At 71.9% G+C, this 21,339-nt stretch carries 23 protein-coding genes; 8 read left to right on the top strand and 15 right to left on the bottom strand.

The window, feature by feature from the left end; genetic code table 11:
- Positions 1-3: 3 nt before the first annotated feature.
- Positions 4-879 (bottom strand): PHP domain-containing protein, encoded by an 876-nt coding sequence (locus AB3M83_RS07265; RefSeq protein WP_412946481.1) that lies wholly within the window; start codon positions 877-879, stop codon positions 4-6.
- 54 nt (positions 880-933) lie between these two features.
- Between AB3M83_RS07265 and AB3M83_RS07260 the strand changes: the two genes are divergently transcribed.
- The 3 genes from AB3M83_RS07260 to AB3M83_RS07250 are packed head-to-tail and all read left to right on the top strand — an operon-like array spanning position 934 to position 5,211.
- A complete protein-coding gene (locus AB3M83_RS07260) occupies positions 934-1,947 on the top strand; it encodes an endonuclease/exonuclease/phosphatase family protein (protein ID WP_412946478.1) in 1,014 nt (337 codons plus the stop codon).
- Between the two features lie 47 nt (positions 1,948-1,994).
- Positions 1,995-3,416 carry an aminopeptidase P family protein gene (locus tag AB3M83_RS07255; protein ID WP_412946475.1) on the top strand — a complete coding sequence of 474 codons (1,422 nt, stop codon included), beginning with the start codon at positions 1,995-1,997 and terminating at the stop codon, positions 3,414-3,416.
- A gap of 13 nt (positions 3,417-3,429) precedes the next feature.
- A complete protein-coding gene (locus AB3M83_RS07250; RefSeq protein ID WP_412946472.1) occupies positions 3,430-5,211 on the top strand; it encodes a gamma-glutamyltransferase family protein in 1,782 nt (593 codons plus the stop codon).
- Here AB3M83_RS07250 and AB3M83_RS07245 read toward each other — a convergent pair.
- Both AB3M83_RS07245 and AB3M83_RS07240 read right to left on the bottom strand, forming a co-directional pair.
- Positions 5,193-5,864 (bottom strand): alpha/beta hydrolase family protein, encoded by a 672-nt coding sequence (locus AB3M83_RS07245; protein ID WP_412946469.1) that lies wholly within the window; start codon positions 5,862-5,864, stop codon positions 5,193-5,195. The genes AB3M83_RS07250 and AB3M83_RS07245 overlap by 19 nt on opposite strands.
- Positions 5,861-6,574, bottom strand: a complete 714-nt coding sequence (locus AB3M83_RS07240) for a YflT domain-containing protein (RefSeq protein ID WP_412946467.1) — start codon at positions 6,572-6,574, stop codon at positions 5,861-5,863. The genes AB3M83_RS07245 and AB3M83_RS07240 overlap by 4 nt, the downstream gene beginning before the upstream one ends.
- A gap of 70 nt (positions 6,575-6,644) precedes the next feature.
- On the opposite strand from AB3M83_RS07240, the gene AB3M83_RS07235 reads away from it, so the two are divergent.
- The 3 genes from AB3M83_RS07235 to AB3M83_RS07225 are packed head-to-tail and all read left to right on the top strand — an operon-like array spanning position 6,645 to position 9,561.
- Complete coding sequence (locus tag AB3M83_RS07235) at positions 6,645-7,907, top strand: magnesium transporter MgtE N-terminal domain-containing protein (protein ID WP_412946465.1); 1,263 nt, start codon at positions 6,645-6,647, stop codon at positions 7,905-7,907.
- Positions 7,907-8,437 carry a DUF1003 domain-containing protein gene (locus tag AB3M83_RS07230; protein WP_412946464.1) on the top strand — a complete coding sequence of 177 codons (531 nt, stop codon included), beginning with the start codon at positions 7,907-7,909 and terminating at the stop codon, positions 8,435-8,437. The genes AB3M83_RS07235 and AB3M83_RS07230 overlap by 1 nt, the downstream gene beginning before the upstream one ends.
- The gene (locus tag AB3M83_RS07225; RefSeq protein ID WP_412946463.1) at positions 8,434-9,561 is read left to right on the top strand and encodes an Mrp/NBP35 family ATP-binding protein; all 1,128 of its coding nucleotides are present in this window, start codon (positions 8,434-8,436) and stop codon (positions 9,559-9,561) included. The genes AB3M83_RS07230 and AB3M83_RS07225 overlap by 4 nt, the downstream gene beginning before the upstream one ends.
- Positions 9,562-9,584: 23 nt before the next feature.
- Here the strand turns inward: AB3M83_RS07225 and AB3M83_RS07220 are convergent, their stop codons facing one another.
- Positions 9,585-9,971: a twin-arginine translocase TatA/TatE family subunit gene (locus tag AB3M83_RS07220; protein ID WP_412946462.1), complete on the bottom strand. Its 387-nt coding sequence runs from the start codon at positions 9,969-9,971 to the stop codon at positions 9,585-9,587.
- 74 nt (positions 9,972-10,045) lie between these two features.
- On the opposite strand from AB3M83_RS07220, the gene AB3M83_RS07215 reads away from it, so the two are divergent.
- Complete coding sequence (locus AB3M83_RS07215; protein ID WP_412946460.1) at positions 10,046-10,684, top strand: O-methyltransferase; 639 nt, start codon at positions 10,046-10,048, stop codon at positions 10,682-10,684.
- Positions 10,685-10,745: 61 nt separating this feature from the next.
- Here the strand turns inward: AB3M83_RS07215 and AB3M83_RS07210 are convergent, their stop codons facing one another.
- The 3 genes from AB3M83_RS07210 to dapE form a co-directional block, all read right to left on the bottom strand.
- A complete protein-coding gene (locus AB3M83_RS07210; protein WP_064506455.1) occupies positions 10,746-10,919 on the bottom strand; it encodes a DUF3117 domain-containing protein in 174 nt (57 codons plus the stop codon).
- A gap of 92 nt (positions 10,920-11,011) precedes the next feature.
- A complete protein-coding gene (locus tag AB3M83_RS07205; protein WP_412946457.1) occupies positions 11,012-12,211 on the bottom strand; it encodes a hypothetical protein in 1,200 nt (399 codons plus the stop codon).
- The gene (dapE, locus tag AB3M83_RS07200; protein WP_412946455.1) at positions 12,193-13,269 is read right to left on the bottom strand and encodes a succinyl-diaminopimelate desuccinylase; all 1,077 of its coding nucleotides are present in this window, start codon (positions 13,267-13,269) and stop codon (positions 12,193-12,195) included. Before dapE ends, AB3M83_RS07205 begins: the two co-directional genes overlap by 19 nt.
- A gap of 36 nt (positions 13,270-13,305) precedes the next feature.
- On the opposite strand from dapE, the gene dapD reads away from it, so the two are divergent.
- The gene (dapD, locus tag AB3M83_RS07195) at positions 13,306-14,250 is read left to right on the top strand and encodes a 2,3,4,5-tetrahydropyridine-2,6-dicarboxylate N-succinyltransferase (protein ID WP_412946453.1); all 945 of its coding nucleotides are present in this window, start codon (positions 13,306-13,308) and stop codon (positions 14,248-14,250) included.
- A gap of 65 nt (positions 14,251-14,315) precedes the next feature.
- Here the strand turns inward: dapD and AB3M83_RS07190 are convergent, their stop codons facing one another.
- From AB3M83_RS07190 to typA, 8 genes are all read right to left on the bottom strand, one after another.
- Positions 14,316-14,813: an SHOCT domain-containing protein gene (locus AB3M83_RS07190; RefSeq protein ID WP_412946451.1), complete on the bottom strand. Its 498-nt coding sequence runs from the start codon at positions 14,811-14,813 to the stop codon at positions 14,316-14,318.
- A gap of 185 nt (positions 14,814-14,998) precedes the next feature.
- On the bottom strand, positions 14,999-16,270 hold the full coding sequence (locus AB3M83_RS07185) for a citrate synthase (protein WP_412947843.1): 1,272 nt from the start codon (positions 16,268-16,270) through the stop codon (positions 14,999-15,001).
- Between the two features lie 126 nt (positions 16,271-16,396).
- Positions 16,397-17,518, bottom strand: a complete 1,122-nt coding sequence (dapC, locus tag AB3M83_RS07180; RefSeq protein ID WP_412946448.1) for a succinyldiaminopimelate transaminase — start codon at positions 17,516-17,518, stop codon at positions 16,397-16,399.
- 16 nt (positions 17,519-17,534) lie between these two features.
- Positions 17,535-17,855: a ferredoxin gene (gene fdxA / locus AB3M83_RS07175; RefSeq protein ID WP_412946445.1), complete on the bottom strand. Its 321-nt coding sequence runs from the start codon at positions 17,853-17,855 to the stop codon at positions 17,535-17,537.
- A 9-nt stretch (positions 17,856-17,864) separates the two neighbouring features.
- Positions 17,865-18,248: a histidinol dehydrogenase gene (locus tag AB3M83_RS07170; RefSeq protein WP_412946442.1), complete on the bottom strand. Its 384-nt coding sequence runs from the start codon at positions 18,246-18,248 to the stop codon at positions 17,865-17,867.
- Positions 18,249-18,283: 35 nt separating this feature from the next.
- Positions 18,284-18,598, bottom strand: coding sequence for an AzlD domain-containing protein (locus tag AB3M83_RS07165; protein WP_412946439.1), 315 nt, complete (start codon positions 18,596-18,598; stop codon positions 18,284-18,286).
- Positions 18,595-19,317: an AzlC family ABC transporter permease gene (locus AB3M83_RS07160; RefSeq protein ID WP_412946436.1), complete on the bottom strand. Its 723-nt coding sequence runs from the start codon at positions 19,315-19,317 to the stop codon at positions 18,595-18,597. Before AB3M83_RS07160 ends, AB3M83_RS07165 begins: the two co-directional genes overlap by 4 nt.
- Positions 19,318-19,336: 19 nt before the next feature.
- Positions 19,337-21,247, bottom strand: coding sequence for a translational GTPase TypA (typA, locus tag AB3M83_RS07155; protein WP_412946434.1), 1,911 nt, complete (start codon positions 21,245-21,247; stop codon positions 19,337-19,339).
- Positions 21,248-21,339 lie beyond the last annotated feature (92 nt).

Raw genomic sequence — 21,339 nt, 5'->3', positions numbered from 1 at the left:
CCGTCAGGGCGTGACCGCCGAACTGCCCGAGCCGCGTTCGAGGATCCGCGCCAGCATGTCGTCGCTCGTGGTGAACTCCCCCGGCACGTTCGGCTTGCCGCGACCGTGGTAGTCGCTCGAGCCGGTCGCGATGAGTCCACGCTCGGCGACGATGGCGCCGAGGCGACCCAGCGCCGGCTCCACGTTCTCGCGATGACCGAGCTCGAAGCCCGCGAGCCCCGCATCGATCATCCGCCGCAGGAGCCTGTCGGGCAGCAGCCCACTGCGCCCGGCCGGGTGCGCGATGATCGGAACGCCGCCGGCAGCGACGACGGCGGACACCGCCGTGACCGGATCGGGCGCGAACAGCTCGACGTAGTATCCGCTCGCCGGGTTCAGGATCCCGCCGAACGCCTCGCCACGGTCGCGCACATGCCCGCGTGCGACGAGGGCGTCCGCGATGTGGGGGCGCCCGACGCTCGCCCCGGTCGTCGTCTGCGCGAGGATGTCGTCCCACGTCAGGTCGTAATCGCGCCCGATGCGATCGGCCATCGTCCGCGCACGGCTCAGCCGCGATTCGCGGATGCGGTCGGTGATCACCCGCAGCTCGGCGTCGTCCGGGTCGAAGAGGTAGGCGAGCACGTGCACGCTCCGCCACTCGTGCCGCGCCGAGAGCTCCATCCCGGGCACGAACGTCATCCCGAGGGACGTGGCGGCATCCGCTGCCTCCGCCCACCCCGACGTCGTGTCATGGTCGGTCAGCGCCGCCGTGCGCAGACCCGCGCGGTGCGCGGCCGCCATGACGGCGGCGGGCGGCTCGGTGCCGTCGGAGTGATCGGAATGCAGGTGCAGGTCGCTGGGTCCGACGGGCTGCGCGGTGGAGCGATACCCGGCTGACATGGGATCGAGCGTAGCGCGCAGAAAGTCCTCAGCCTCTCGCAATAGTGTCACTGTGTGCTGCGCCTGCTGGGGATCCTCGGAACGATCGTCGCCGCCATCGGCGCCGCTCTCGTCACCTGGCCCCAGTTCTTCCGTCTGGAGCGGTCGTTCCCGTTCGCCCAGATCGTGTCGCTGCGGCCGATCGTGGTCCTCCTCTTCGTCGCGATCGCCGTCGTCGCCCTGCTGCTCTGCCTGCCGCGCCGCACGCGGAGCTTCGCCGCCGCCATCGCGACGATCGCCATCCTGGCCGCCGTCGCGAACGCCGGGACCCTCGCCCTCCGAGGCCTCGGCAGCACCCACCTCCCCGAACCGACGGCCGACAGCATCCGCGTCATGACCTGGAACACCGCCGGCGCGGCGACCGACATCGACGCCGTCGTGAAGACGGCGATCGCCATGCAGGTCGACATCGTCGCGCTCCCCGAGACGAACTCCGAGACGGGCACGAAGATCGCCGTCGCCATGCGCGATCGCGGCAACCCGATGTGGGTGCACCACGAGAACTTCGAAGGCTGGGACGCCAACTGGACGACCCTGCTCATCTCCCCCGAGCTGGGCGACTACGCCGTCGTCGAGTCGGCGGCGTTCGGCGAGACGAACACGTCCATCGTGCCGAGCGTCGTCGCGATGCCCGTCGACGGAAACGGCCCCGTCGTGGTCGCCGCCCACGCGGTCGCCCCACGCGAGGACGACATGTCGCACTGGCGCAGCGATCTCAGGTGGCTGGCGGACCAGTGCGCGACCGACAACGTCATCATGGCGGGCGATTTCAACGCGACCGTCGACCACATGGGCCGTCTCGGCACCGACGGCGGTCACCTCGGACGGTGCACGGATGCCGCGACCTCCACCGGCAACGGCGCGGTCGGCACATGGGACTCCTCCTGGCCGGCCCTCCTCGGCACGCCCATCGACCACGTCATGGCGACGGATGCCTGGACGCCCACCGGATCGGTCGTGCTGACCTCGCTCGACGGGACCGCCAGCGACCACCGCCCCGTCGTCGTCCAGCTCGAGCCGGCCGGCTGACCGCCCGCCGGGGTGACCGGGCGAGCCGTCGGTGCGAGACTAGAGCGATGAGCACCGATCAGCGCGACACGATCGCCGAGCCGACCACCGAGACCCCGGCGGCGGCGACCACCAACCGCAAGCAGCCGTTCCCGGCAGGCTTCCTCGACACCATCTCCCGCGGCTGGGCGGATCGGCCCGAGTCGACGCCGCCGCAGCGCGAGCAGGCGCCGTACGCCGCTGCCCGCCGGGACGCCGTCTCGGCGGCCTTCCCCGGCAAGCGGCTCGTGATCCCGGCGGGCTCGTTCAAGCAGCGCTCGAACGACACCGACTACCCGTTCCGCGCGCACTCCGCGTTCGCCCACCTGACCGGCTGGGCCGCCGACGCCGTCCCCGACTCGGTGCTCGTGTTCGACCCGACCGATTCGGGCCACGACGTCACCCTCTACCTGCGGGAGCGGGCTGACCGCACGACGGCCGAGTTCTACGCGGACGCGTCGATCGGCGAGTTCTGGATCGGGCCGCGCCCCGCACTGGCGGGCGTCGCCGCCGACCTCGGTGTCGCCACGGCGCACGTCGACCGCTTCGCGGCATCCGACGGCGACGTCGTCGTCGATGAGGACGAGGACCTCACCCGCTTCGTCTCGGAGCTGCGTCTCGTGAAGGACGAGTACGAGATCGCGCAGATGCGCGCAGCCGTCGACACCACGGCGCGCGGCTTCGACGACATCGTCGCCGAGCTCCCGCGCATCATCGACACCCCGCGCGGCGAGCGTGCCATCGAGGGCGTCTTCCATCTGCGCGCCCGCACCGACGGCAACGGCGAGGGCTATGACACCATCGCGGCATCCGGTCCGCACGCGTGCTACCTGCACTGGACCCGCAACGACGGCCCCGTCGTGCCCGGCGACCTCGTCCTGATCGACGCGGGCGTCGAGATGGACAGCCTCTACACTGCGGACGTCACGCGCACGCTGCCGGTGTCGGGCACCTTCAGCCCGATCCAGCGCACGATCTACGAGACGGTCCGTGAGGCCGCCGACGCCGCCTTCGCCGTCGCCCGACCGGGTGTGCGGTTCCGTGCGATCCACGAGGCCGCCATGGCGGTCATCGCCCGCCGCGTCGCGGAGTGGGGCCTCCTGCCGGTGACCGCCGAGGAGGCGCTCGACGGCGACCGCGGCGGCCAGCACCGCCGCTACATGGTGCACGGCACGAGCCACCACCTCGGCATCGACGTGCACGACTGCGCCCAGGCGCGGCGCGAGATGTACTACGACGGCGAGCTCGAGCCGGGCATGGTCTTCACGATCGAGCCGGGACTGTACTTCCAGATCGACGACCTGACCGTGCCCGAGGAGTACCGCGGCATCGGCGTGCGCATCGAGGACGACATCCTCATGACGGCGGACGGCCCGGTCAACCTGTCGGCGGACATCCCGCGGACGGCGGACGAGGTCGAGGCCTGGATCGCCCGTTCCCGGCGCGCGTGAGCCGGCCGAACCGGTGACCTACACACCTCCCCCGTCCTTCACGACGCGGCCCCAGCTGGCCGGGACCTTCGGGATGGCGGCGTCGACGCACGCGACGGCGACCGCGGTCGCACAGGCCGTGCTGGAGCGGGGCGGCAACGCCTTCGACGCCGCCTGCGCGGGCGGGTTCGTGCTGCACATCGTCGAACCGCACCTGAACGGGCCGGGCGGCGACCTCGTCGGCATCTTCCAGACCGCGGATGCCGCCGGTCCGACGGTCCTCATGGGTCAGGGGCCGGCGCCGGCGGCGGCGTCCATCGAGCACTTCCGGTCCGAGGGCCTCGACATCGTCCCGGGCGCCGGCGGACTCGCCGCCGCCGTGCCGGGGGCGGTCGACGCGTGGCTGGTGCTGCTGCGCGACCACGGCACGTGGGAGCTCGCCGACGTGCTCGCGTACGCCATCGGGTACGCCCGGGACGGTCACCCGCTCCTCGCTCAGGCGGCGCTGACCATCGCCCGCGTCGCCGATCTATTCCGGACCGGGTGGACCTCGTCGGGCGACCTGTGGCTGGTGGACGGCCAGGCACCCGCCGCCGGATCGGTGCACGTCAATCCGGCGTACGCGGCGACGCTCGAACGCCTCGTGGACGCGGGCGCCGCCGCGCCCGACCGCACCGGCCGCATCGACGCCGCACGCCGGGAGTGGAAGACCGGCGTGGTGGCGCAGGCGGCCTCGGCGTTCCTCGCCGCGCCCCACCGTCATGCGACCGGAGGAGACCACGCCGGCGTCATCACCCCGGACGACTTCGCCGCTTTCGACGCCGGTTACGAGTCGCCGGTCACCGTCGGCTTCCGCGGCCGCACGGTCGCGAAGGCGGGCGCGTGGACGCAGGGGCCGGCGCTGCTGGAGGCGCTGCGGATCCTCGAGCCGCTGGACGACGACCGCCTCGACCCGGCGACGGTCGACGGCGCTCACACCCTGATCGAGACGCTGAAGCTCGTCCTCGCCGACCGCGACGCCTACTTCGGGCACGGCAGCGACACGTCCGGCCTGCTCTCGGACGACGTCGTCGCCGCCCGCCGAGCGGACATTGGGTCCGGCGCATCCGACCGGTGGCGTCCGGCGGAGGTCCCCGGCCTGACGGCATGGCATCCGCCGCTGCGCAGGGCGGACGGCACCGTGCACGCCCCGGGGACGGGCGAGCCGACCGTGGCGAAGACCGGGGTCACTCGCGGCGACACGTGCCACATCGACGTCGTCGACCGCTGGGGGAACATCATCGCGGTCACCCCGTCCGGCGGCTGGCTGCAGTCCTCGCCGACCATCCCCGACCTCGGCTTCTGCCTCGGCACCCGCCTGCAGATGTGCTGGCTCGACGAGGACTCGCCCGCCGCCCTGGTGCCCGGACGACGCCCGCGGACGACGCTCTCGCCGACCCTCGTGCAGGACGGCGACACGACGATCGCACTCGGCACCCCCGGCGGTGACCAGCAGGACCAGTGGCAGCTGCCCATGCTGCTGCGCATGCTGGTGGGCGGCTACACGGCGCAGCAGGCGATCGACGCGCCGACGCTCCACACGACCGCGATGGTCGACTCGTTCTGGCCCCGCACCTGGACCCCGGCCGGCGTCGTCGCCGAGGACCGGCTCGGCGACGAGGTGATCGGCGGCCTCGCCCTGCGCGGTCACGATGTGGCGCGTGCCGGCGACTGGGCGCTCGGCCGGCTCTCCGCCGTCGGGCTCGACCGCGCGACGGGCCTGGTGTGGGCCGCCGCGAACCCGCGGGGGATGCAGGGCTACGCCGCGGGTCGCTGAGCCGTCCGGCGCAGCCAGGGCACCGCGGATGCCGCGATCCCGGCGCCCACCGCTGCCGGCGGCCGGCGGTCGCCCTTCACCTCGAAGGAGTGCCCGCCGCCCTCCGTCCAGGAGACGGTGGCATCCATGCAGCCCGCGACGGCGTCCGTGAACTGCTCGAGCGGCTGCAGGAACGGATCGGCCGTTCCGGCGAGGAACAGCTGCGGCGCGGAGATCCCGGGCAGGTGCGCGATGCGCGGCTTCTCCGGCTTGCCCGGCGGGTGCAGCGGATAGCCGGCGTACACGAGTCCGGCCGGGTCGATCACCCCCTCAGCGGCCGCCATCGACGCCATCCGGCCGCCGTAGGACTTGCCGGCCGCGAACCAGGGCAGCCCGCCGGAGAGCTCGACGGCGCGGGCCGCCACGGCGCGCCACGTCGACACCGCGTGGGCGGCGGGGCCCGGCATCCGTCGACCGGCTTCGAGGTACGGGAAGGTGAACCGCAGCGTCGTGACGCCGTTCGCGGCGAGCTCGGCCGCGAACCCGGTCAGGAACGGATGCGCCATGCCTGCGCCGGCACCGTGCGCGAGGGCCAGGACCGCCCACGGCTCGGCGGCCGCGTCGACCGCCTCGGACACCTCGACGTCGCCGGCGGGCAGGGCGACCCGGATCATCGCGACGGAGCGGCCTGCGGCGGGTCAGCGGGAGGCTCGGGCGACGGCTCGGGCACCGGGTCGACACGCTCGCCGTACTGCGGCGGCGCGGACGACGGATCCGGAGCCGGGTCGACCTTCTCCCCCGGCGCCTCGGGGACCGGATCGACACGCTCGCCGTACTGCGGCGGCGCGGCGGGGTCGACCCGTTCGCCGTACTGCGGCGGGGCCGTGAGGTCGGGCGGCGCCGTCGGCGGCGTCGCCGCCGTGGCCGCGGCCGGACCCAGCAGGTCCTTCGCCCGCGCCAAGCTGCGCGGCAGCACCGTCACGTCGTAGTGGTCGGCGATCACCTGCGTCACCGAGGTGTAGTCGCGACGGCGGCGGATGATCGAGTAGCTGATGATGCTCATGAGCATGCCGAGGGCGATGCCGACGAGCATGACCCCGACGAACAGCTGCAGGGCCGCCGTCTCACTGCCCAGGACGAAGATCGCCGCGAACAGCAGGCCCAGCAGGACGCCGTTGATGGCGCCGGACCGGGCCGCCGTCGCGTAGCCGAGCCGGCCGGTGACGCGCTCCACCGAGCGCAGCCCCCGTCCCACGATCGCGATGTCCTGCGCCGGGACGTCCGACGCGATCAGCGTCGACACCGACTTCTGCGCGGTCTCGTACGACGAGTACTCGGCCACCGTGGCGCCGTGCTCCTTGGGTGCTCCGCCCATCATGCTCATCGCACCATCTTGACACGCGGGCCTGCGCAAGGGCCCAGGATGACCGGGCTGCGAAGACTACGCTGGTCGGGTGAGCACGCAACGGGTCTTCGTGGCACGCCTGACGGGGTGCGCCGTCTTCGACCCCGCGGGCGACCGGCTCGGCCGCGTCCGCGATGTGGTCGTCATCTACCGCAAGGACGATCCGCCGCGCGTCGTGGGCCTCGTGGTCGAGATCCCGGGACGGCGGAACGTCTTCCTCTCGATCGGACGGGTCACGTCGATCGCGAGCGGCCAGGTCATCACGACCGGCCTCATCAACGTGCGCCGCTTCGAGCAGCGCGGCGGTGAGGTCCGCGTCATGACGGAGCTCATCGGGCGCTCGGTCGACCTCGTCGACGGCACCGGCACGGCGGTCATCGAGGACGTCGCGATCGAGCGCGACCGGCTCGGCGACTGGCAGGTCGGCCAGCTGTTCCTGCGGAAGCCCAAGACGAGCGCGTCGCCGTTCGCCAAGGGACCGACGACGTTCGCGCAGTGGAGCGACGTCCGCGATCAGCAGGTCGCCGGGCAGACGCAGTCGGCGGAGCTCCTGGTCGCCTCCTACTCCGAGCTGAAGCCCGCCGACCTCGCCAACACGCTGCTGGACCTCCCGGAGGAGCGCCTGCTCGAAGTGGCCGAGGAGCTCTCCGACGACCGTCTCGCCGACGCGCTCGAGGAGATGCCCGAGGACGAGCAGGTGCACATCCTCGAGGCCCTCGGCGACGAGCGCGCCGCCGACATCCTCGACGCGATGGAGCCCGACGACGCCGCCGACGTGCTCGGCCAGCTCTCCGACGTCCGCGCCGAGCAGCTCCTCGATCTCATGGAGCCCGAGGAGGCGGAGGACGTCCGCGCCCTGCTCGAGCACAGTCCCGACACCGCCGGCGGGCTCATGACCAGCGAGCCGATCGTGCTCTCGGCGGATGCCACGGTGGCCGAAGCCCTGGCCCTCATCCGCCGCCACGAGCTTCACCCGGCCCTCGCCGCGGCGATCTTCGTGACGCTCCCCCCGTACGAGACCCCCACCGGTCGGCTGCTCGGCGTCGTCCACTTCCAGCGGATGCTGCGCTATCCGCCGCACGAGCGTCTCGGCGCGATCATCGACGACTCGGTCGAGCCGGTGCCCGTGTCGGCATCCGCCGCCGAGGTCGCCCGCATGCTCGCGAGCTACGACCTCGTCTCGCTTCCCGTCGTCGACCGCGCACACCACCTCGTGGGCGCCGTCACCGTCGACGACATGATCGACTACCTCCTGCCCGAGGACTGGCGATCGCACGCCGCCGAGGACGACTCCGCGCAGGTGGCGCCATGATGGCGCGCGCGCCCAAGTCGGGCTTCGAGGCACCGCGCGGCCGACGGTCGACGGTGCTGTCCCGGACGCCGCAGCCCTCGCGCGACCGCTTCGGCCGGTTCACGGAATGGGTGGCCCGTGCAATGGGCACGCCCATGTTCCTGCTCCTGCTGAGCCTGTTCTGCATCATCTGGGTCGGCTGGAACACGCTCGCGCCGCGCCACCTGCGCTTCGACGACGCCACGCTCGGCTTCACCGCGCTCACGCTCATGCTGTCCCTCCAGGCGTCCTATGCGGCGCCCCTCATCCTGCTCGCGCAGAACCGGCAGGACGACCGCGACCGCGTGCAGATCGAACAGGACCGCCAGCGCGCCGAGCGGAACCTCGCCGACACCGAGTACCTCGCCCGTGAGGTCGTGGCGCTCCGCATGGCGATGACCGACATGCAGGACGAGGTGGTGAGCCGGGACGTGCTGCGTCAGGAGCTGCGGACGCTGCTCGAGCGGCTCGAGGAGCGCGACCGGGCCGCAGAGAGCGATTCGGCACCGTGACGGATGCCGCCGACGTGCGGCGCGCGGTGGCCGCCGTCACCGACCCCGAGCTCCGCCGGCCCCTGGGCGAGCTCGACATGGTGCGCGACATCGTCGTCGAGGGCGATGCCGCCCGCGTCGGCATCGCCCTGACGATCGTGGGCTGTCCCGCCGCCGACCGGATCGAACGCGACGTGCGGGACGCCGCGGCATCCGTCCCGGGCATCGCCTCGGTCGCCGTCGACGTGGGCGTCATGAGCCCGGCCGAGCGCGCGGCGCTCGTCGAGCGCATCCGCGGCCCGCGGCAGATGCCGTTCGGCGCCGACTCGCTGACCCGCGTGATCGCCGTCACGAGCGGCAAGGGCGGGGTCGGCAAGTCGACGCTGACCGCGAACCTCGCAGTCGCGCTCGCCCGGAGGGGACTCGCCGTCGGGCTCATCGACGCCGACGTGCACGGCTTCTCGATCCCCGGCCTGCTCGGCCTCGTCGACGAGACCGGTCGCCCCCCGCAGCCGACCCGGATCGACGAGCTGATGCTGCCGCCGGTGGCCTACGACGTGAAGGCCATCTCGATCGGGATGTTCCTGCCTCCCGACGCACCGGCCGCCGTCGCGTGGCGCGGCCCCATGCTGCACCGGACGGTGCAGCAGTTCCTCACGGACGTGCACTTCGGCGACCTCGACGTGCTGCTCATCGACATGCCGCCCGGCACCGGCGACGTCGCGATCTCGGTGGGTCAGCTGCTGCCGACCGCCGACGTCCTCGTCGTCACGACGCCGCAGGGCGCGGCATCCGACGTCGCCGTCCGCAGCGGCCTCGTCGCCCGCCAGACCGGCCAGCGGGTGGTCGGGGTCGTGGAGAACATGGCCGCGATGGCGATGCCCGACGGCACCCTGCTGGACCTGTTCGGCTCCGGCGGCGGAGCGGCCGTGGCGGCGGCGCTGTCGCTGGCCGGTGAGGACGTGCCGCTGCTCGGCTCCGTCCCGCTGAGCCCCGCCCTCCGGACCGGCGGTGACTCCGGGGTCCCGGTCGTCGTCGGCTCGCCCGAGGATGCGGCGGCGCAGGCGATCGATTCGGTCGCGGCGGAGCTCGTCGCGCAGCGGCGCTCGCTCGCCGGGCGTTCACTGCCGTTCCGGCCCCGCTGACCCCGCTCTCGGCCGATCGCGCGTCAGGTGGCTTCGGAGTCGAACGGCGGCGGCGCAGCGGGATCCCGCTGCTCGCCGGCGGCCGCGACGGTCGTCCCGCCCGCGGCCGTCGCCGCCGCAGCTGCCGCGGACGCCGGCACCGGCGGGACCGGCGCATCGTCGATGAGCGCCTCGCGGATGATGCGGCGGGGGTCGTACTGGCGCGGGTCGAGCCGCTGCCAGTCGATGTCGTCGAACTCGGGGCCCATCTCCTCTTTCACCCGGGTCCTGGCACCGTCCAGCCAGTCCTTCACGCGACGGGTGAACCGGCCGAGACTGGCGGCATAGCCGGGCAGCCGCTCCGGCCCCAGCAGCACCGCCGCGATGAGCGCGATGAGGAGGATCTTCTCCAGATCGAGCCCGTTCGACATGCTCTCCAGATTACCCGTGTGGCGGACGGGTCAGCGGCGCGACGTCGACCTAGGCTGGGGGCGGAGGTCCACCCATGGGCGATTACGACGCCACCCGCAGATTCGCCGAAGAGGCGACGGTCGAACCCGACGCGATCGGCCGCGCTCGCGCGCACGCGCTCGAGATCGGCGCCGCCCCCATCAGCGCCGTCGTCGGAGCTCAGTGCGCCGTCATCGCCGCCGCGAGCCGTGCGCTCAACATCGTCGAGATCGGGACCGGCGGCGGCGTCTCGGGACTCTGGCTGCTGCACGGCTCGCCCCGCGCGACGCTGACGACCATCGACAAGGAGCCCGAGCACCTCGCCGTGGCGCGCTCGGCCTTCACCGCAGCCCGGGTCCCGATGGCCCGTGCCCGCTTCATCTCCGGCCGGGCGTCGGACGTCCTCCCCCGCATGAACGAGGCCTCGTACGACATCGTCCTCGTCGACGCCGATCCCGAGGGCGTCATCGAGTACGTCGAGCACGGGCTGCGTCTCGTGCGCGCCGGCGGCACCGTGCTGGTGCCCCGGGTGCTCGCCGGCGGTGCTGTCGCGGACCCCGTCCGCCGCGGCCCCCTCGAGAGCGCGTACCGCTCCCTCATCCAGGAGACCCAGGGTTCGCCCGCCGTCCTCGGCGCTCTCTCCATCGTCGGAGAGGGTCTCCTCCAGCTGTCGACCGTCGCCACCGACGCCTGACCGCGTCCGGAAACGGCGAACGGCCGGTCCCCCGACCGGCCGTTCGCATTTCTTCGGGGAGTCAGGCGGCGCCGACGACTCCACTCAGAACGCTGTGCAGTTCTTTCGCCTCGTCGTCGTTCACAGATACGACAAGGCGTCCCCCGCCCTCGAGCGGAACACGCACGATGATGAGGCGGCCCTCCTTGACGGCCTCCATAGGTCCGTCTCCGGTGCGCGGCTTCATGGCTGCCATTGTGAGGCTCCTTTTCGTCTTCGGACTACATTCCCAGTCTACCCATGGGCAGAAACCGGTGCGGGCCACGATGTTCCGTTCGCGCCGCCGGGTCAGGGGATGCGGAAGTACGTGTCGCCGAGGGCGAGCATCTCGTGGATCCACCACCACTGGCCGAGAAGGCATACCGCGAGCACCCCGATCCGCCAGGAGCGGGACGGCGGCGCCGCCACCGCGCCGACCACCGGGGTCAGCGGCAGGAGCAAACGGAACAGGCTCGACTGCGGGAAGAACACCGCCAGCAGGTAGACGAGGTAGCTCGCCGACCACAGCCGGATCTCGGGGCCGAGCCCGCGAACGCTCGGCGCCCACACCAGCGCGCCGGCGACGGCGGCGACGAGAAGCCCGAGCACGACAGGGCCGAGCGCCCGCGGCATCCCCCACAGCTCGAACCACATGCCTGACGCCTCGATGAAGCCGCTGAACGGGACGAATCCGGTCTCGGCGCCGACCCACGCGCGCCGCCAGGCCAGCTCGGTCTCGAGGTACGACGCGGGGTCACCGGTCGCGATCCCGGCGATGACCTGCCACGAGAACCCGACGACCGTCGTGAGGACGCCGAGCGCGATGATGTGCACGATCTGCCGCGTCGGCAGCGGATCCTGCCGGCGGCGGAGCCAGCGCATGATGCCGTACAGCCCGAGCAGCAGGGCGAAGGCCAGCACGCCCGGCCGCGTGAACCCCATGATCGGGATCAGCAGGTACAGCCAGCCGAACGAGCGCCGCGTCAGCAGCACGAGCGCCGCGAGCAGGAGCGCCAGGAAGAGCGGCTCGGCGTACCCCATCTGGAACAGCGCCGCGAGCGGGCCGTTCGAGAAGAACACGACCGCCCACAGCGCCGCCCCGGCGCCGATGCGAGGGCGCAGCAGCACGAAGAGCAGGACGGATGCCGCATACCCGGCGGCCAGCGACACGATGATCGCCCCGGCCGGGTAGCCGCCGAGGACCGTCCCGAACGACTGGGCCAGGAAGGGGTACACCGGCATGAACGCCCAGGCGTTCTCCGCCACCTGCCCCGATTCGCTCACCGGCAGCTCGGCGGGATAGCCCGCGGCGGCGATGTACCAGTACCACTGGCCGTCCCAGCCCATCGCCAGCGACCCGATCGTCGCGTCGGCGCCGAACCTCGACGTCGGGCCCGACAGGTGGGCGGCGAGGGCGAAGAAGCCCGTGGTGACGAGCCGGCCCGTCAGATAGACGAGCGCGATGATCCCTGCGACGGATGCCAGCGACCTCAGGCGCCGGTCAGCCATGCGCGCAGGCCCCGCTCGACGTCCTCGATCTGGGCGAGCGGCACGCGCTCCTCGTCGTGGTGCGCGAGCGACGGGTCACCGGGCCCGTAGTTCACGGCGGGAACGCCCAGGGCGGAGAAGCGGGCCACGTCGGTCCAGCCGTACTTCGGCCGCGGCTCGGCGCCGACCGCGGCGACGAACTCCTGCGCCAGCGGAGCGTCGAGACCGGGGCGGGCGCCCTCGGACAGGTCGATCACCTCGACGTCGAAGCCCGCGAGCACGTCCCGGACGTGCGCTTCGGCCGCCGCGCCGTCCTTGCTGGGCGCGAAGCGGTAGTTGACCTCGACCTCGCACGCGTCGGGGATCACATTGCCGGCGATGCCGCCGCCGATGCGCACGGCGTTCAGCCCCTCGCGGTAGACGAGCCCTTCCACCGAGATCTCGCGCGGCCGGTACTCCGCCAGCCGGGCGAGGATCGGCGCCGCCTTGTGGATGGCGTTCTCGCCGATCCAGGCACGGGCGCTGTGGGCGCGGACGCCGTCGGTGCGCACGATGGCGCGGAGGTTGCCGTTGCAGCCGCCCTCCACCTGACCGTTCGAGGGTTCGCCGAGGATCGCGAAGTCGGCCTCGAAGAGGTCGGGCCGCGACGCCGCGAGCCGGGTGAGGCCGTTCAGCTCCGCCGCGACCTCCTCGTGGTCGTACCACATCCAGGTGATGTCGACGCGGGGCGCGACGAGTTCGGCGGCGAGCTTCAGCTGGACCGCGACGCCCGCCTTCATGTCGACGGTGCCGCGCCCCCAGAGGTAGGGCGACCCGTCGACGTCCACGTCGCGCGTCGGGACGTTGCCGTTGATCGGGACGGTGTCGATGTGGCCGGCGATCGCGACACGCTGGTCGCGGCCCTGCTGCGTGCGGGCGACGATCGTGTCGCCGTCGCGGTACACGTCCAGGTGGTCGAGCGTGCTGACGGCGTCCCAGATCGCGTCGGCGAGCGGCGTCTCATCGTCGGAGACGCTCGGGATGTCGCAGAGCGTTCGGGTGAGATCGACGGAGGACGCGCGCAGGTCGAGCGGAGGCATGCCGTCGAGTCTATCGACGCCCGGTAGCCTGGAACGGTGAGTGAACAGCGCTGGGTATGGGGTGTCGGTCTTGCTACGCGGAGCGCGGACGGGACGGTGCTCGACACCTGGTACCCGTCGCCGGCCGTCGGCCGCGCACCCGCATCCGCCGATCTGTCCGCCGGGCAGCCGCACGCCGGCCGCGATGAGCGCCGCGCCGTCACCGTGGAAGCCGTCGTGGTCGAGATCGACCTGGATGCCGCCCCCGCCGGGACCTCGGACGCGTACCTCCGCCTCCACGCCCTGTCGCACCGCCTCGTGCGTCCCAACGACCTCGATCTCAGCGGCATCTTCGGTCACCTGCCCAACGTCGCCTGGACGAACGGCGGCCCGGTGCACCCGGCCGATCTCGAGCGGCTCCGGCCCGCGCTGGTGCGCGCCGGCCTGCAGGTTCAGGGCGTGGACAAGTTCCCCCGCCTCACGGACTACGTGACGCCCGCGGGTGTCCGCATTGCCGACGCGTCGCGGGTCCGGCTCGGCGCGTACCTCTCCCCCGGGACGACGGTCATGCACGAGGGGTTCGTCAACTTCAACGCCGGCACCCTCGGCGCCTCGATGATCGAAGGACGCATCTCGCAGGGCGTCGTCATCGGCGACGGCAGCGACATCGGCGGCGGCGCCTCGATCATGGGCACGCTCTCCGGCGGCGGGACGCACCGCGTCTCGATCGGTGCACGCACTCTCCTTGGCGCGAACGCCGGGATCGGCATCTCCCTCGGTGACGACTGCATCGTCGAGGCCGGCCTGTACGTCACGGCCGGCACGAAGATCGTCCTCTCCGCCGAGGCGCCCCGCCACGACGGTTCGCGGCCGGTCGTGAAGGGCGCCGACCTCTCGGGCCAGAACGGCATCCTGTTCCGCCGCAACTCGCTCTCGGGCGCGGTCGAGGCCGTCCGGCGGGAGGGCGTCGGCGTGACGCTCAACGCCGATCTGCACGCCTGACGGACGACGCCGGGCGGCGTCAGCCGCGCAGCGCCGCCGCGCGGGCGTCGCGGTGCCCGGCGGCGTCAGCCGCGCAGCGCCGCCGCGCGGGCGTCGCGGTGCTCGTCCGCCGTGATGACGCCGCGCGCATGGAGATCGTCGAGCTCGGCGAGCCGCTGCTCGAGGGACCGTCGGTCCGGTGACGCGGCATCCCGCGGCGCCGACAGGTCGCTCGTGAGCAGCTTGGCGGCGATCGCGGCGTCCACCGTCGTCGGGTCGACGCCGGCGTCCTTCAGCACCCGGTACTTCCGGACGCTCACCACGATCGCGACGATGAGCGCTCCGACGAAGAGGATGCCGAACACGACGAACGCGATGCCCATGCCGCCGGCGAACAGCCCCAAGCCGGTGTCGCCGAAGCCCGGCGCATCGAAGCCCGGGGAGCCGTAGCCCGGGCCTCCGAAACCGGAGTCTCCGAAACCAGGGTCGCCGAAGCCAGAGTCTCCGAAACCAGGGTCGCCGAAGCCAGAGTCTTCGAAACCAGGGTCGCCGAAGCCGACGGGGACGGACTCAGCGCTGCGCATGACGACACCCTAGCGGGGCCACACCACCCCGCGCGCTCCGCCGAGCGCGCCGGTTGCCGCCGAGCGCGCCGGTTGGTGCCGAGCGCGCCGCCTACGGAAGCGCCGCGACCGGCTCGCTCGGCAAGAGGCGGCGCACTCGGCACGCAGCTCCGCGCACGCAGCCTGCCGTCCGGGGGCAGTGGACCTCAGCGGTCCGCGGGGTAGTCCCGCTCGCCGGCGCCGATGTACAGCTGCTGCGGGCGGCCGATCTTCGTCTGCGGGTCCTGCTGCATCTCGCGCCAGTGCGCGAGCCAGCCGGGGAGCCGGCCGATCGCGAACAGCGGGGTGAACATGCGCGTCGGGAAGCCCATCGCCTTGTAGATCACGCCGGTGTAGAAGTCGACGTTCGGGTACAGGCGACGCTCCTTGAAGTAGTCGTCGTTGAGGGCGATGTCCTCGAGCTCGTTGGCGAGGGCGAGGAGCGGGTCGGTGACACCCAGCTCGCGCAGCACCTCGTCCGCCGACTCCTTGACGAGCTTCGCACGCGGGTCGTAGTTCTTGTAGACGCGGTGACCGAAGCCCATGAGCTTCACCCCGTCTTCCTTGTTCTTGACGCGTTCGACGAAGCGCTGGACGCTCTCCCCGGAATCGCGGATGCGGGCGAGCATGTCGAGCACCGCCTCGTTGGCGCCGCCGTGCAGCGGGCCGTACAGGGCGTTGATGCCCGCCGAGATCGACGAGAACTGGTTCGCGCCGGTCGAGCCGACCAGACGCACCGTCGAGGTGGACGCGTTCTGCTCGTGGTCCTCGTGCAGGATCAGCAGACGCTCCAGCGCACGCGACATGACCGGGTTGATCTCGTACTTCTCGGCGTGGTTGCCGAAGTTCAGCTTCAGGAAGTTGTCGACGAAGCTCAGCGAGTTGTCGGGGTACAGGAACGCCTGGCCGATGCTCTTCTTGTGCGCGTAGGCCGCGATCACGGGGAGCTTGGCGAGCATGCGGATCGTGTTGAGCTCGACGTGCTCGGGGTTGTGCGGATCGCTCTGACCCTCGTAGTACGTCGAGAGGGCTGCCGTCGCCGCCGACAGGACCGACATGGGGTGCGCGGTGTGCGGCAGCGCCGAGAAGAAGTGCTTGAGGTCCTCGTGCAGCAGCGTGTGACGACGGATCTTCTCGTCCCAGCCGGCGAGCTCATCTGCCGTGGGCAGCTCGCCGTAGATCAGCAGCCAGGCCACTTCGAGGTAGGTGCTGTGCTTCGCGAGCTGCTCGATCGGGTAGCCGCGGTAGCGCAGGATGCCCTGATCGCCGTCTATGTAGGTGACCGCCGACTTGGTCGACGCGGTGTTCACGAAGCCGTAGTCGAGCGCCGTGTGACCGGTCTGCTTCGTGAACGTCGAGAAGTCGACGCTCGGCACGCCCTCGCTTCCCGGAACCAGAGGGAGGTTCGCGGTCTGGTCACCAACGGTGACGGTGGCCATCTGAGGGGTGTCCGCGTTAGTCACGAAGCCTCCTTGCGGTCGTCGGGAGCGGTGTTCTACAGCCTATCGGTGCGGGACCGCTTCTCCTGACCCGCCCAACAGAACGCCGATTCGCTAGGAGGAACCCTACGAATCCGGCGACAGGGCGCCGCGCAGCCTCTCGGCCGCGGCGGCGATGCGCTCGTCGGGGGCCGTCAGCGAGAACCGCACATGGTGCGGGAAGTGCTGTCCGTAGAAGTGCCCGGGTCCGGCGAGGATTCCGAGGTCGGCGAGACGATCGAGCGACGCCCAGGCGTCCTCCCCCGCCGTCGCCCAGAGATACAGGCCGCCCTCGCTGCGGTCGATGCGGAACCCGGCGTGCTCGAGCGCCGGCCGCAGCAGGTCCCGCCGGCGACGATACAGTTCCCGCTGCGCATCGACGTGCGCGTCGTCGCCGAGAGCCGCGACCATGGCGGCCTGCACCGGTGCGGGGACCATGAGCCCCAGGTGCTTCCGTGCCGTGAGCAGTGACGCCACCAGCGCGGGGTCCCCCGCGAGGAACGCGGCGCGGTAGCCGGCGAGGTTCGACTGCTTGCTGAGCGAGTAGACCGACAGCAGCCCCGTCGGATCGGCGTCGATCACGCGGGGGTCGAGGATGCTGGGGACACCGGCATCCGCCCAGGGCTCGTCCCAGCCGAGCTCGGCGTAGCACTCGTCCGATGCCACGACGGCCCCGATCTCGCGGGCCCGCGCGACCGCGGCGCGGAGCTCGGGCACATCCATGATCCGGCCGTCGGGGTTGCCCGGCGAGTTCAGCCAGACCAGCCTCGTCGAGGCGGGCCAGTCCGCGGGGTCGTCGGACGCGAGCGGGGTCGCCCCGACGAGACGGGCGCCGACCTCGTAGGACGGGTAGGCCGCGCGCGGGTGGACGACGGTGTCGCCGGGACCGATGGCGAGGAGGAGCGGAAGGAGCGCGACGAGCTCCTTCGATCCGACCGTGGGCAGCACGTTCGCCGGTGTCAGGCCGGGCACGCCGCGGCGCCGCGCGTACCAGTCGACGATCGCCTCGCGCAGCGCGGGAGTGCCGACCGTCTGCGGATAGGCGTGCGCGTCGGTCGCGGCGGTCAGCGCATCGGCGACGACGCGCGGCGTGGGATCGACGGGCGAGCCGACCGACAGGTCGACGATGCCGTCCGGGTGCAGCCGGGCGCGCGCCGCGTACGGGGCGACGGCATCCCAGGGGTAGTCGGCGAGGTCGCGGACGCTCATCGAGGGGCGCTCGGACTCAGTGGCTCTGCGGCGGCAGCGCGGCGATGATCGGGTGGTCCTTGGCGATCACGCCGACCTTGGCCGCCCCGCCCGGGGATCCGATGTCCTCGAAGAACTCGACGTTCGCGTTGTAGTAGTCCTGCCACTCGGCGGGCAGGTCATCCTCGTAGTAGATGGCCTCGACGGGGCAGACCGGCTCACAGGCGCCGCAGTCGACGCACTCGTCCGGGTGGATGTAGAGGGAGCGCTCGCCTTCGTAGATGCAGTCGACGGGGCATTCGTCGATGCAGGCACGGTCCTTCACATCTACGCACGGCAGGGCGATCACATACGTCACACCTGAAGTCTAGTTCTTCATGCGGAGGGCGGACGCCGACGGCCACGCGACGACGAGAGCGGCGACCAGCGGAACCGCGATCGTCCAGATGATCCCCGTGGTGATCTCGCCCTCGGCAGCGGCCGGGACGACGATGGATCCGCCGGGACCACGACCCGAGAAGACGACGGTCGCGATGAGCGCGCCGAGGCCGGCAGCCAGCGCGGAGGCCCGCTCGCCCGTCAGGGTGCGGACCGCGACGAGGAGGGCGATGAGACCGACGGATGCCACGATGAGCCCGACCGGGAGGACCCCCCAGGAGGCCGCCTGGCCGATGACGCAGGCGACGCCGTAGACGAAGCCGATGAGAGCGGCGACGAGCCACGTGGCGGCGCGCGCGAGGACGGGATTCACCCGGCCAGTCTAGGCGGCGGGTGCATGCGGCGGGCTCAGGCGGCGAGGCCCCACAGGCGCAGCAGACCGGCGGTGACGGCCGCGGCGAGGACGACGACGAGGAAGGGCGCCCGGGCGACCAGGAGGCCCGCGGCGACGACCAGGGCGGGCACGCGGGCATCCACGACGATCGCCTGTCCGGCGCCGAGGGTCTGCACGACGACGAGCGCCGCCAGCAGGGCGACCGTCAGGAGGTCGATGATCCGCGCCGGCCGGGGAGCGTCGAACCAGCGGGCCGGGACGAGGTAGCCGACGGTCTTCAGCGCGACGCAGATGATGGACGCGAGGAGCACCGCGTTCCAGAGCGTCACGTCGCCCCTCCCTGCTCCGCCGGGATCCGCGAGGCTCCGACCGGGGCGCCGAGCCAATTCGTCCACCCCACGGCGATCGCGACGAGAGCGGCGACCAGGACCGGGATGCCGGGCATGAGAGCGGGCGTCAGGACCACGGCGACGATCGCGGCGGCCGCGCCCACCGCGACGGCCTGCCGCCGTCGCAGCCGGGGCCACAGCAGCGCCAGGAAGGCGGCCGCCGCCGCGGCATCCAGCCCGTACGCCCGCACGTCCCCGAGGACGTCGCCGAGGAGCGCGCCGGCGAGCGTCGTGAGGTTCCAGCCCAGGTAGATCCCGATGCCGGTGACCCAGAACCCGATGCGGCGACCGACGGCATCCGTCTGCGCCAGCGACACCGCGGTCGACTCGTCGATCGTGAAGTGGGAGGCCGCGGCACGCCGCCAGAAGCCTCTGCCGACGACCGGGGACATCCGCAGCCCGTAGGCCACGTTGCGGATGCCGAGCAGCCCCGCCGAGGCGATCGCGGCGCCCGGGACTCCCCCGCCCCCAATGACGCCGACGAACGCGAACTGCGAACCGCCGGTGAACATCAGCAGGCTCAGGACGCAGGTCTGCCAGACGTCGAGTCCGGAGGCGACGGCGAGGGCGCCGAAGGACACGCCGTAGGCGCTCGTCGCGACCGCGACACCGACCGCGTCGCGCCAGGCGACGCGGGTCGGCGAATGGTTCCCCGCCATCGGGGCCTCCCGGCGGGGCTCAGGCGTTGGCGTCCTGGCGCTTCAGCCGCGCCGTGGCACGTGCGCGCTCGGTGGCGTCCAGGTTCACCTTGCGGATGCGCACGATCTCCGGCGTCACCTCCACGCATTCGTCGTCACGGGCGAACTCGAGGCTCTCCTCCAGCGACAGCTGGCGAGGCGGCGTCATCGACTCGAACGAATCCGAGGTGGAGGAGCGCATGTTGGTGAGCTTCTTCTCCTTGGTGATGTTGACGTCCATGTCGTCGGCGCGGGAGTTCTCGCCGATGACCATGCCCTCGTAGACCTCCTGCGTCGGCTGCACGAAGAACGACATGCGCTCCTGCAGCGCGATCATCGCGAACGGGGTGACCACACCCGAGCGGTCGGCGACGATCGATCCGTTCTGGCGCGTCACGATGTGACCGGCCCACGGCTCGTATCCGTGCGAGATGGCGTTGGCGATGCCGGTGCCGCGCGTCGTGGTGAGGAACTCGGTGCGGAAGCCGATGAGACCGCGCGACGGGACGACGAACTCCATGCGCACCCAGCCGGTGCCGTGGTTGATCATGTTGTCCATGCGTCCCTTGCGGGCGGCGAGCAGCTGCGTGATCGCGCCGAGGTACTCCTCGGGGGCGTCGATCGTGAGGTGCTCGAAGGGCTCGTAGGTCTTGCCGTCGATCTTTTTCGTCACGACCTGGGGCTTGCCCACCGTCAGCTCGAAGCCTTCACGGCGCATGTTCTCGACGAGGATCGCGAGGGCGAGCTCGCCGCGGCCCTGCACCTCCCACGCGTCGGGACGGCCGATGTCGACGACCTTGAGCGAGACGTTGCCGATGAGCTCGCGGTACAGGCGGTCCTTCACCATGCGGGCGGTCAGCTTGTGCCCCTTGACCTTGCCGGCCAGCGGCGAGGTGTTGGTGCCGATGGTCATCGAGATGGCCGGGTCGTCGACCGTGATGGCGGGCAGCGGGCGGACGTCCTCGGGGTCGGCGATGGTCTCGCCGATCGTGATGTCCTCGAAGCCGGCGATCGCGACGATGTCACCGGGGCCGGCCGACTCGGCCGGGTAGCGCTCGAGGGCGCGCGTCATCAGCAGCTCGGTGATGCGGGCGTTGCTCGTGGTGCCGTCGGCGCGGACCCACGCGACGGTCTGCCCCTTCTTCAGGGTGCCGTTGAACACGCGCAGCAGCGCCAGCCGACCGAGGAAGGGCGACGAGTCGAGGTTGGTGACCCACGCCTGCAGCGGCGCCTCGTCGTCGTAGGCCGGCGCCGGAACATGCTGGAGGATCGCCTCGAACAGCGGCTCGAGGTCGTCGTTGTCGGGCAGCGAGCCGTTCTCGGGACGGTTGCGCGATGCCGCGCCGGCGCGGCCCGAGGCGTACACCACGGGGACGTCGAGCAGCGCGTCGACGTCGAGGTCGGGGACGTCGTCCTGCAGGTCCGAGGCGAGGCCCAGCAGCAGATCGTGCGCCTCCTCCTCGACCTCGGCGATGCGCGCGTCGGGACGGTCGGTCTTGTTGACCAGGAGGATGACGGGGAGCTTCGACTCGAGCGCCTTGCGCAGCACGAAGCGCGTCTGCGGGAGCGGACCCTCGGAGGAGTCGACGAGGAGCACGACGCCGTCCACCATCGAGAGGCCGCGCTCGACCTCGCCGCCGAAGTCGGCGTGGCCGGGCGTGTCGATGACGTTGATGGTCACCGGCACGTCGGTGTGGACGCCCTTGTAGGTGATCGCCGTGTTCTTGGCGAGGATCGTGATGCCCTTCTCGCGCTCCAGGTCGTTGGAGTCCATGGCGCGCTCTTCGACGTGCGAGTGCTCGCCGAACGAGCCCGTCTGCCGGAGCATCGCGTCCACGAGAGTCGTCTTGCCATGGTCGACGTGGGCGACGATAGCGACGTTGCGGAGGTCCGGACGGAGGGCGAGCGCCATAAAAGGGTTCCTTGCGAGAGGGATGTTGCCGGGATGCCGACGCTCCACTTTACCGCAGGCGCCGACACGCCGACGGGGCGACGCCGTTCGGC

The sequence above is a fragment of the Microbacterium pasadenense genome, assembly GCF_047246565.1.
GTDB lineage: Bacteria > Actinomycetota > Actinomycetes > Actinomycetales > Microbacteriaceae > Microbacterium.
The sequence above is the reverse complement of the archived record's forward strand: the minus strand, read 5'-3'. Positions and strand labels throughout refer to the sequence as shown.

Coding starts and splice junctions, on each gene's coding strand:
- AB3M83_RS07265 (WP_412946481.1), bottom strand. CDS start 879: ATGTCAGCCGGGTATCGCTCCACCGCGCAGCCCGTCGGACCCAGCGAC.
- AB3M83_RS07255 (WP_412946475.1), top strand. CDS start 1,995: ATGAGCACCGATCAGCGCGACACGATCGCCGAGCCGACCACCGAGACC.
- AB3M83_RS07245 (WP_412946469.1), bottom strand. CDS start 5,864: ATGATCCGGGTCGCCCTGCCCGCCGGCGACGTCGAGGTGTCCGAGGCG.
- AB3M83_RS07240 (WP_412946467.1), bottom strand. CDS start 6,574: ATGAGCATGATGGGCGGAGCACCCAAGGAGCACGGCGCCACGGTGGCC.
- AB3M83_RS07230 (WP_412946464.1), top strand. CDS start 7,907: ATGGCGCGCGCGCCCAAGTCGGGCTTCGAGGCACCGCGCGGCCGACGG.
- AB3M83_RS07220 (WP_412946462.1), bottom strand. CDS start 9,971: ATGTCGAACGGGCTCGATCTGGAGAAGATCCTCCTCATCGCGCTCATC.
- AB3M83_RS07215 (WP_412946460.1), top strand. CDS start 10,046: ATGGGCGATTACGACGCCACCCGCAGATTCGCCGAAGAGGCGACGGTC.
- AB3M83_RS07210 (WP_064506455.1), bottom strand. CDS start 10,919: ATGGCAGCCATGAAGCCGCGCACCGGAGACGGACCTATGGAGGCCGTC.
- AB3M83_RS07205 (WP_412946457.1), bottom strand. CDS start 12,211: ATGGCTGACCGGCGCCTGAGGTCGCTGGCATCCGTCGCAGGGATCATC.
- dapE (WP_412946455.1), bottom strand. CDS start 13,269: ATGCCTCCGCTCGACCTGCGCGCGTCCTCCGTCGATCTCACCCGAACG.
- AB3M83_RS07190 (WP_412946451.1), bottom strand. CDS start 14,813: ATGCGCAGCGCTGAGTCCGTCCCCGTCGGCTTCGGCGACCCTGGTTTC.
- AB3M83_RS07185 (WP_412947843.1), bottom strand. CDS start 16,270: ATGGCCACCGTCACCGTTGGTGACCAGACCGCGAACCTCCCTCTGGTT.
- dapC (WP_412946448.1), bottom strand. CDS start 17,518: ATGAGCGTCCGCGACCTCGCCGACTACCCCTGGGATGCCGTCGCCCCG.
- AB3M83_RS07160 (WP_412946436.1), bottom strand. CDS start 19,317: ATGGCGGGGAACCATTCGCCGACCCGCGTCGCCTGGCGCGACGCGGTC.
- typA (WP_412946434.1), bottom strand. CDS start 21,247: ATGGCGCTCGCCCTCCGTCCGGACCTCCGCAACGTCGCTATCGTCGCC.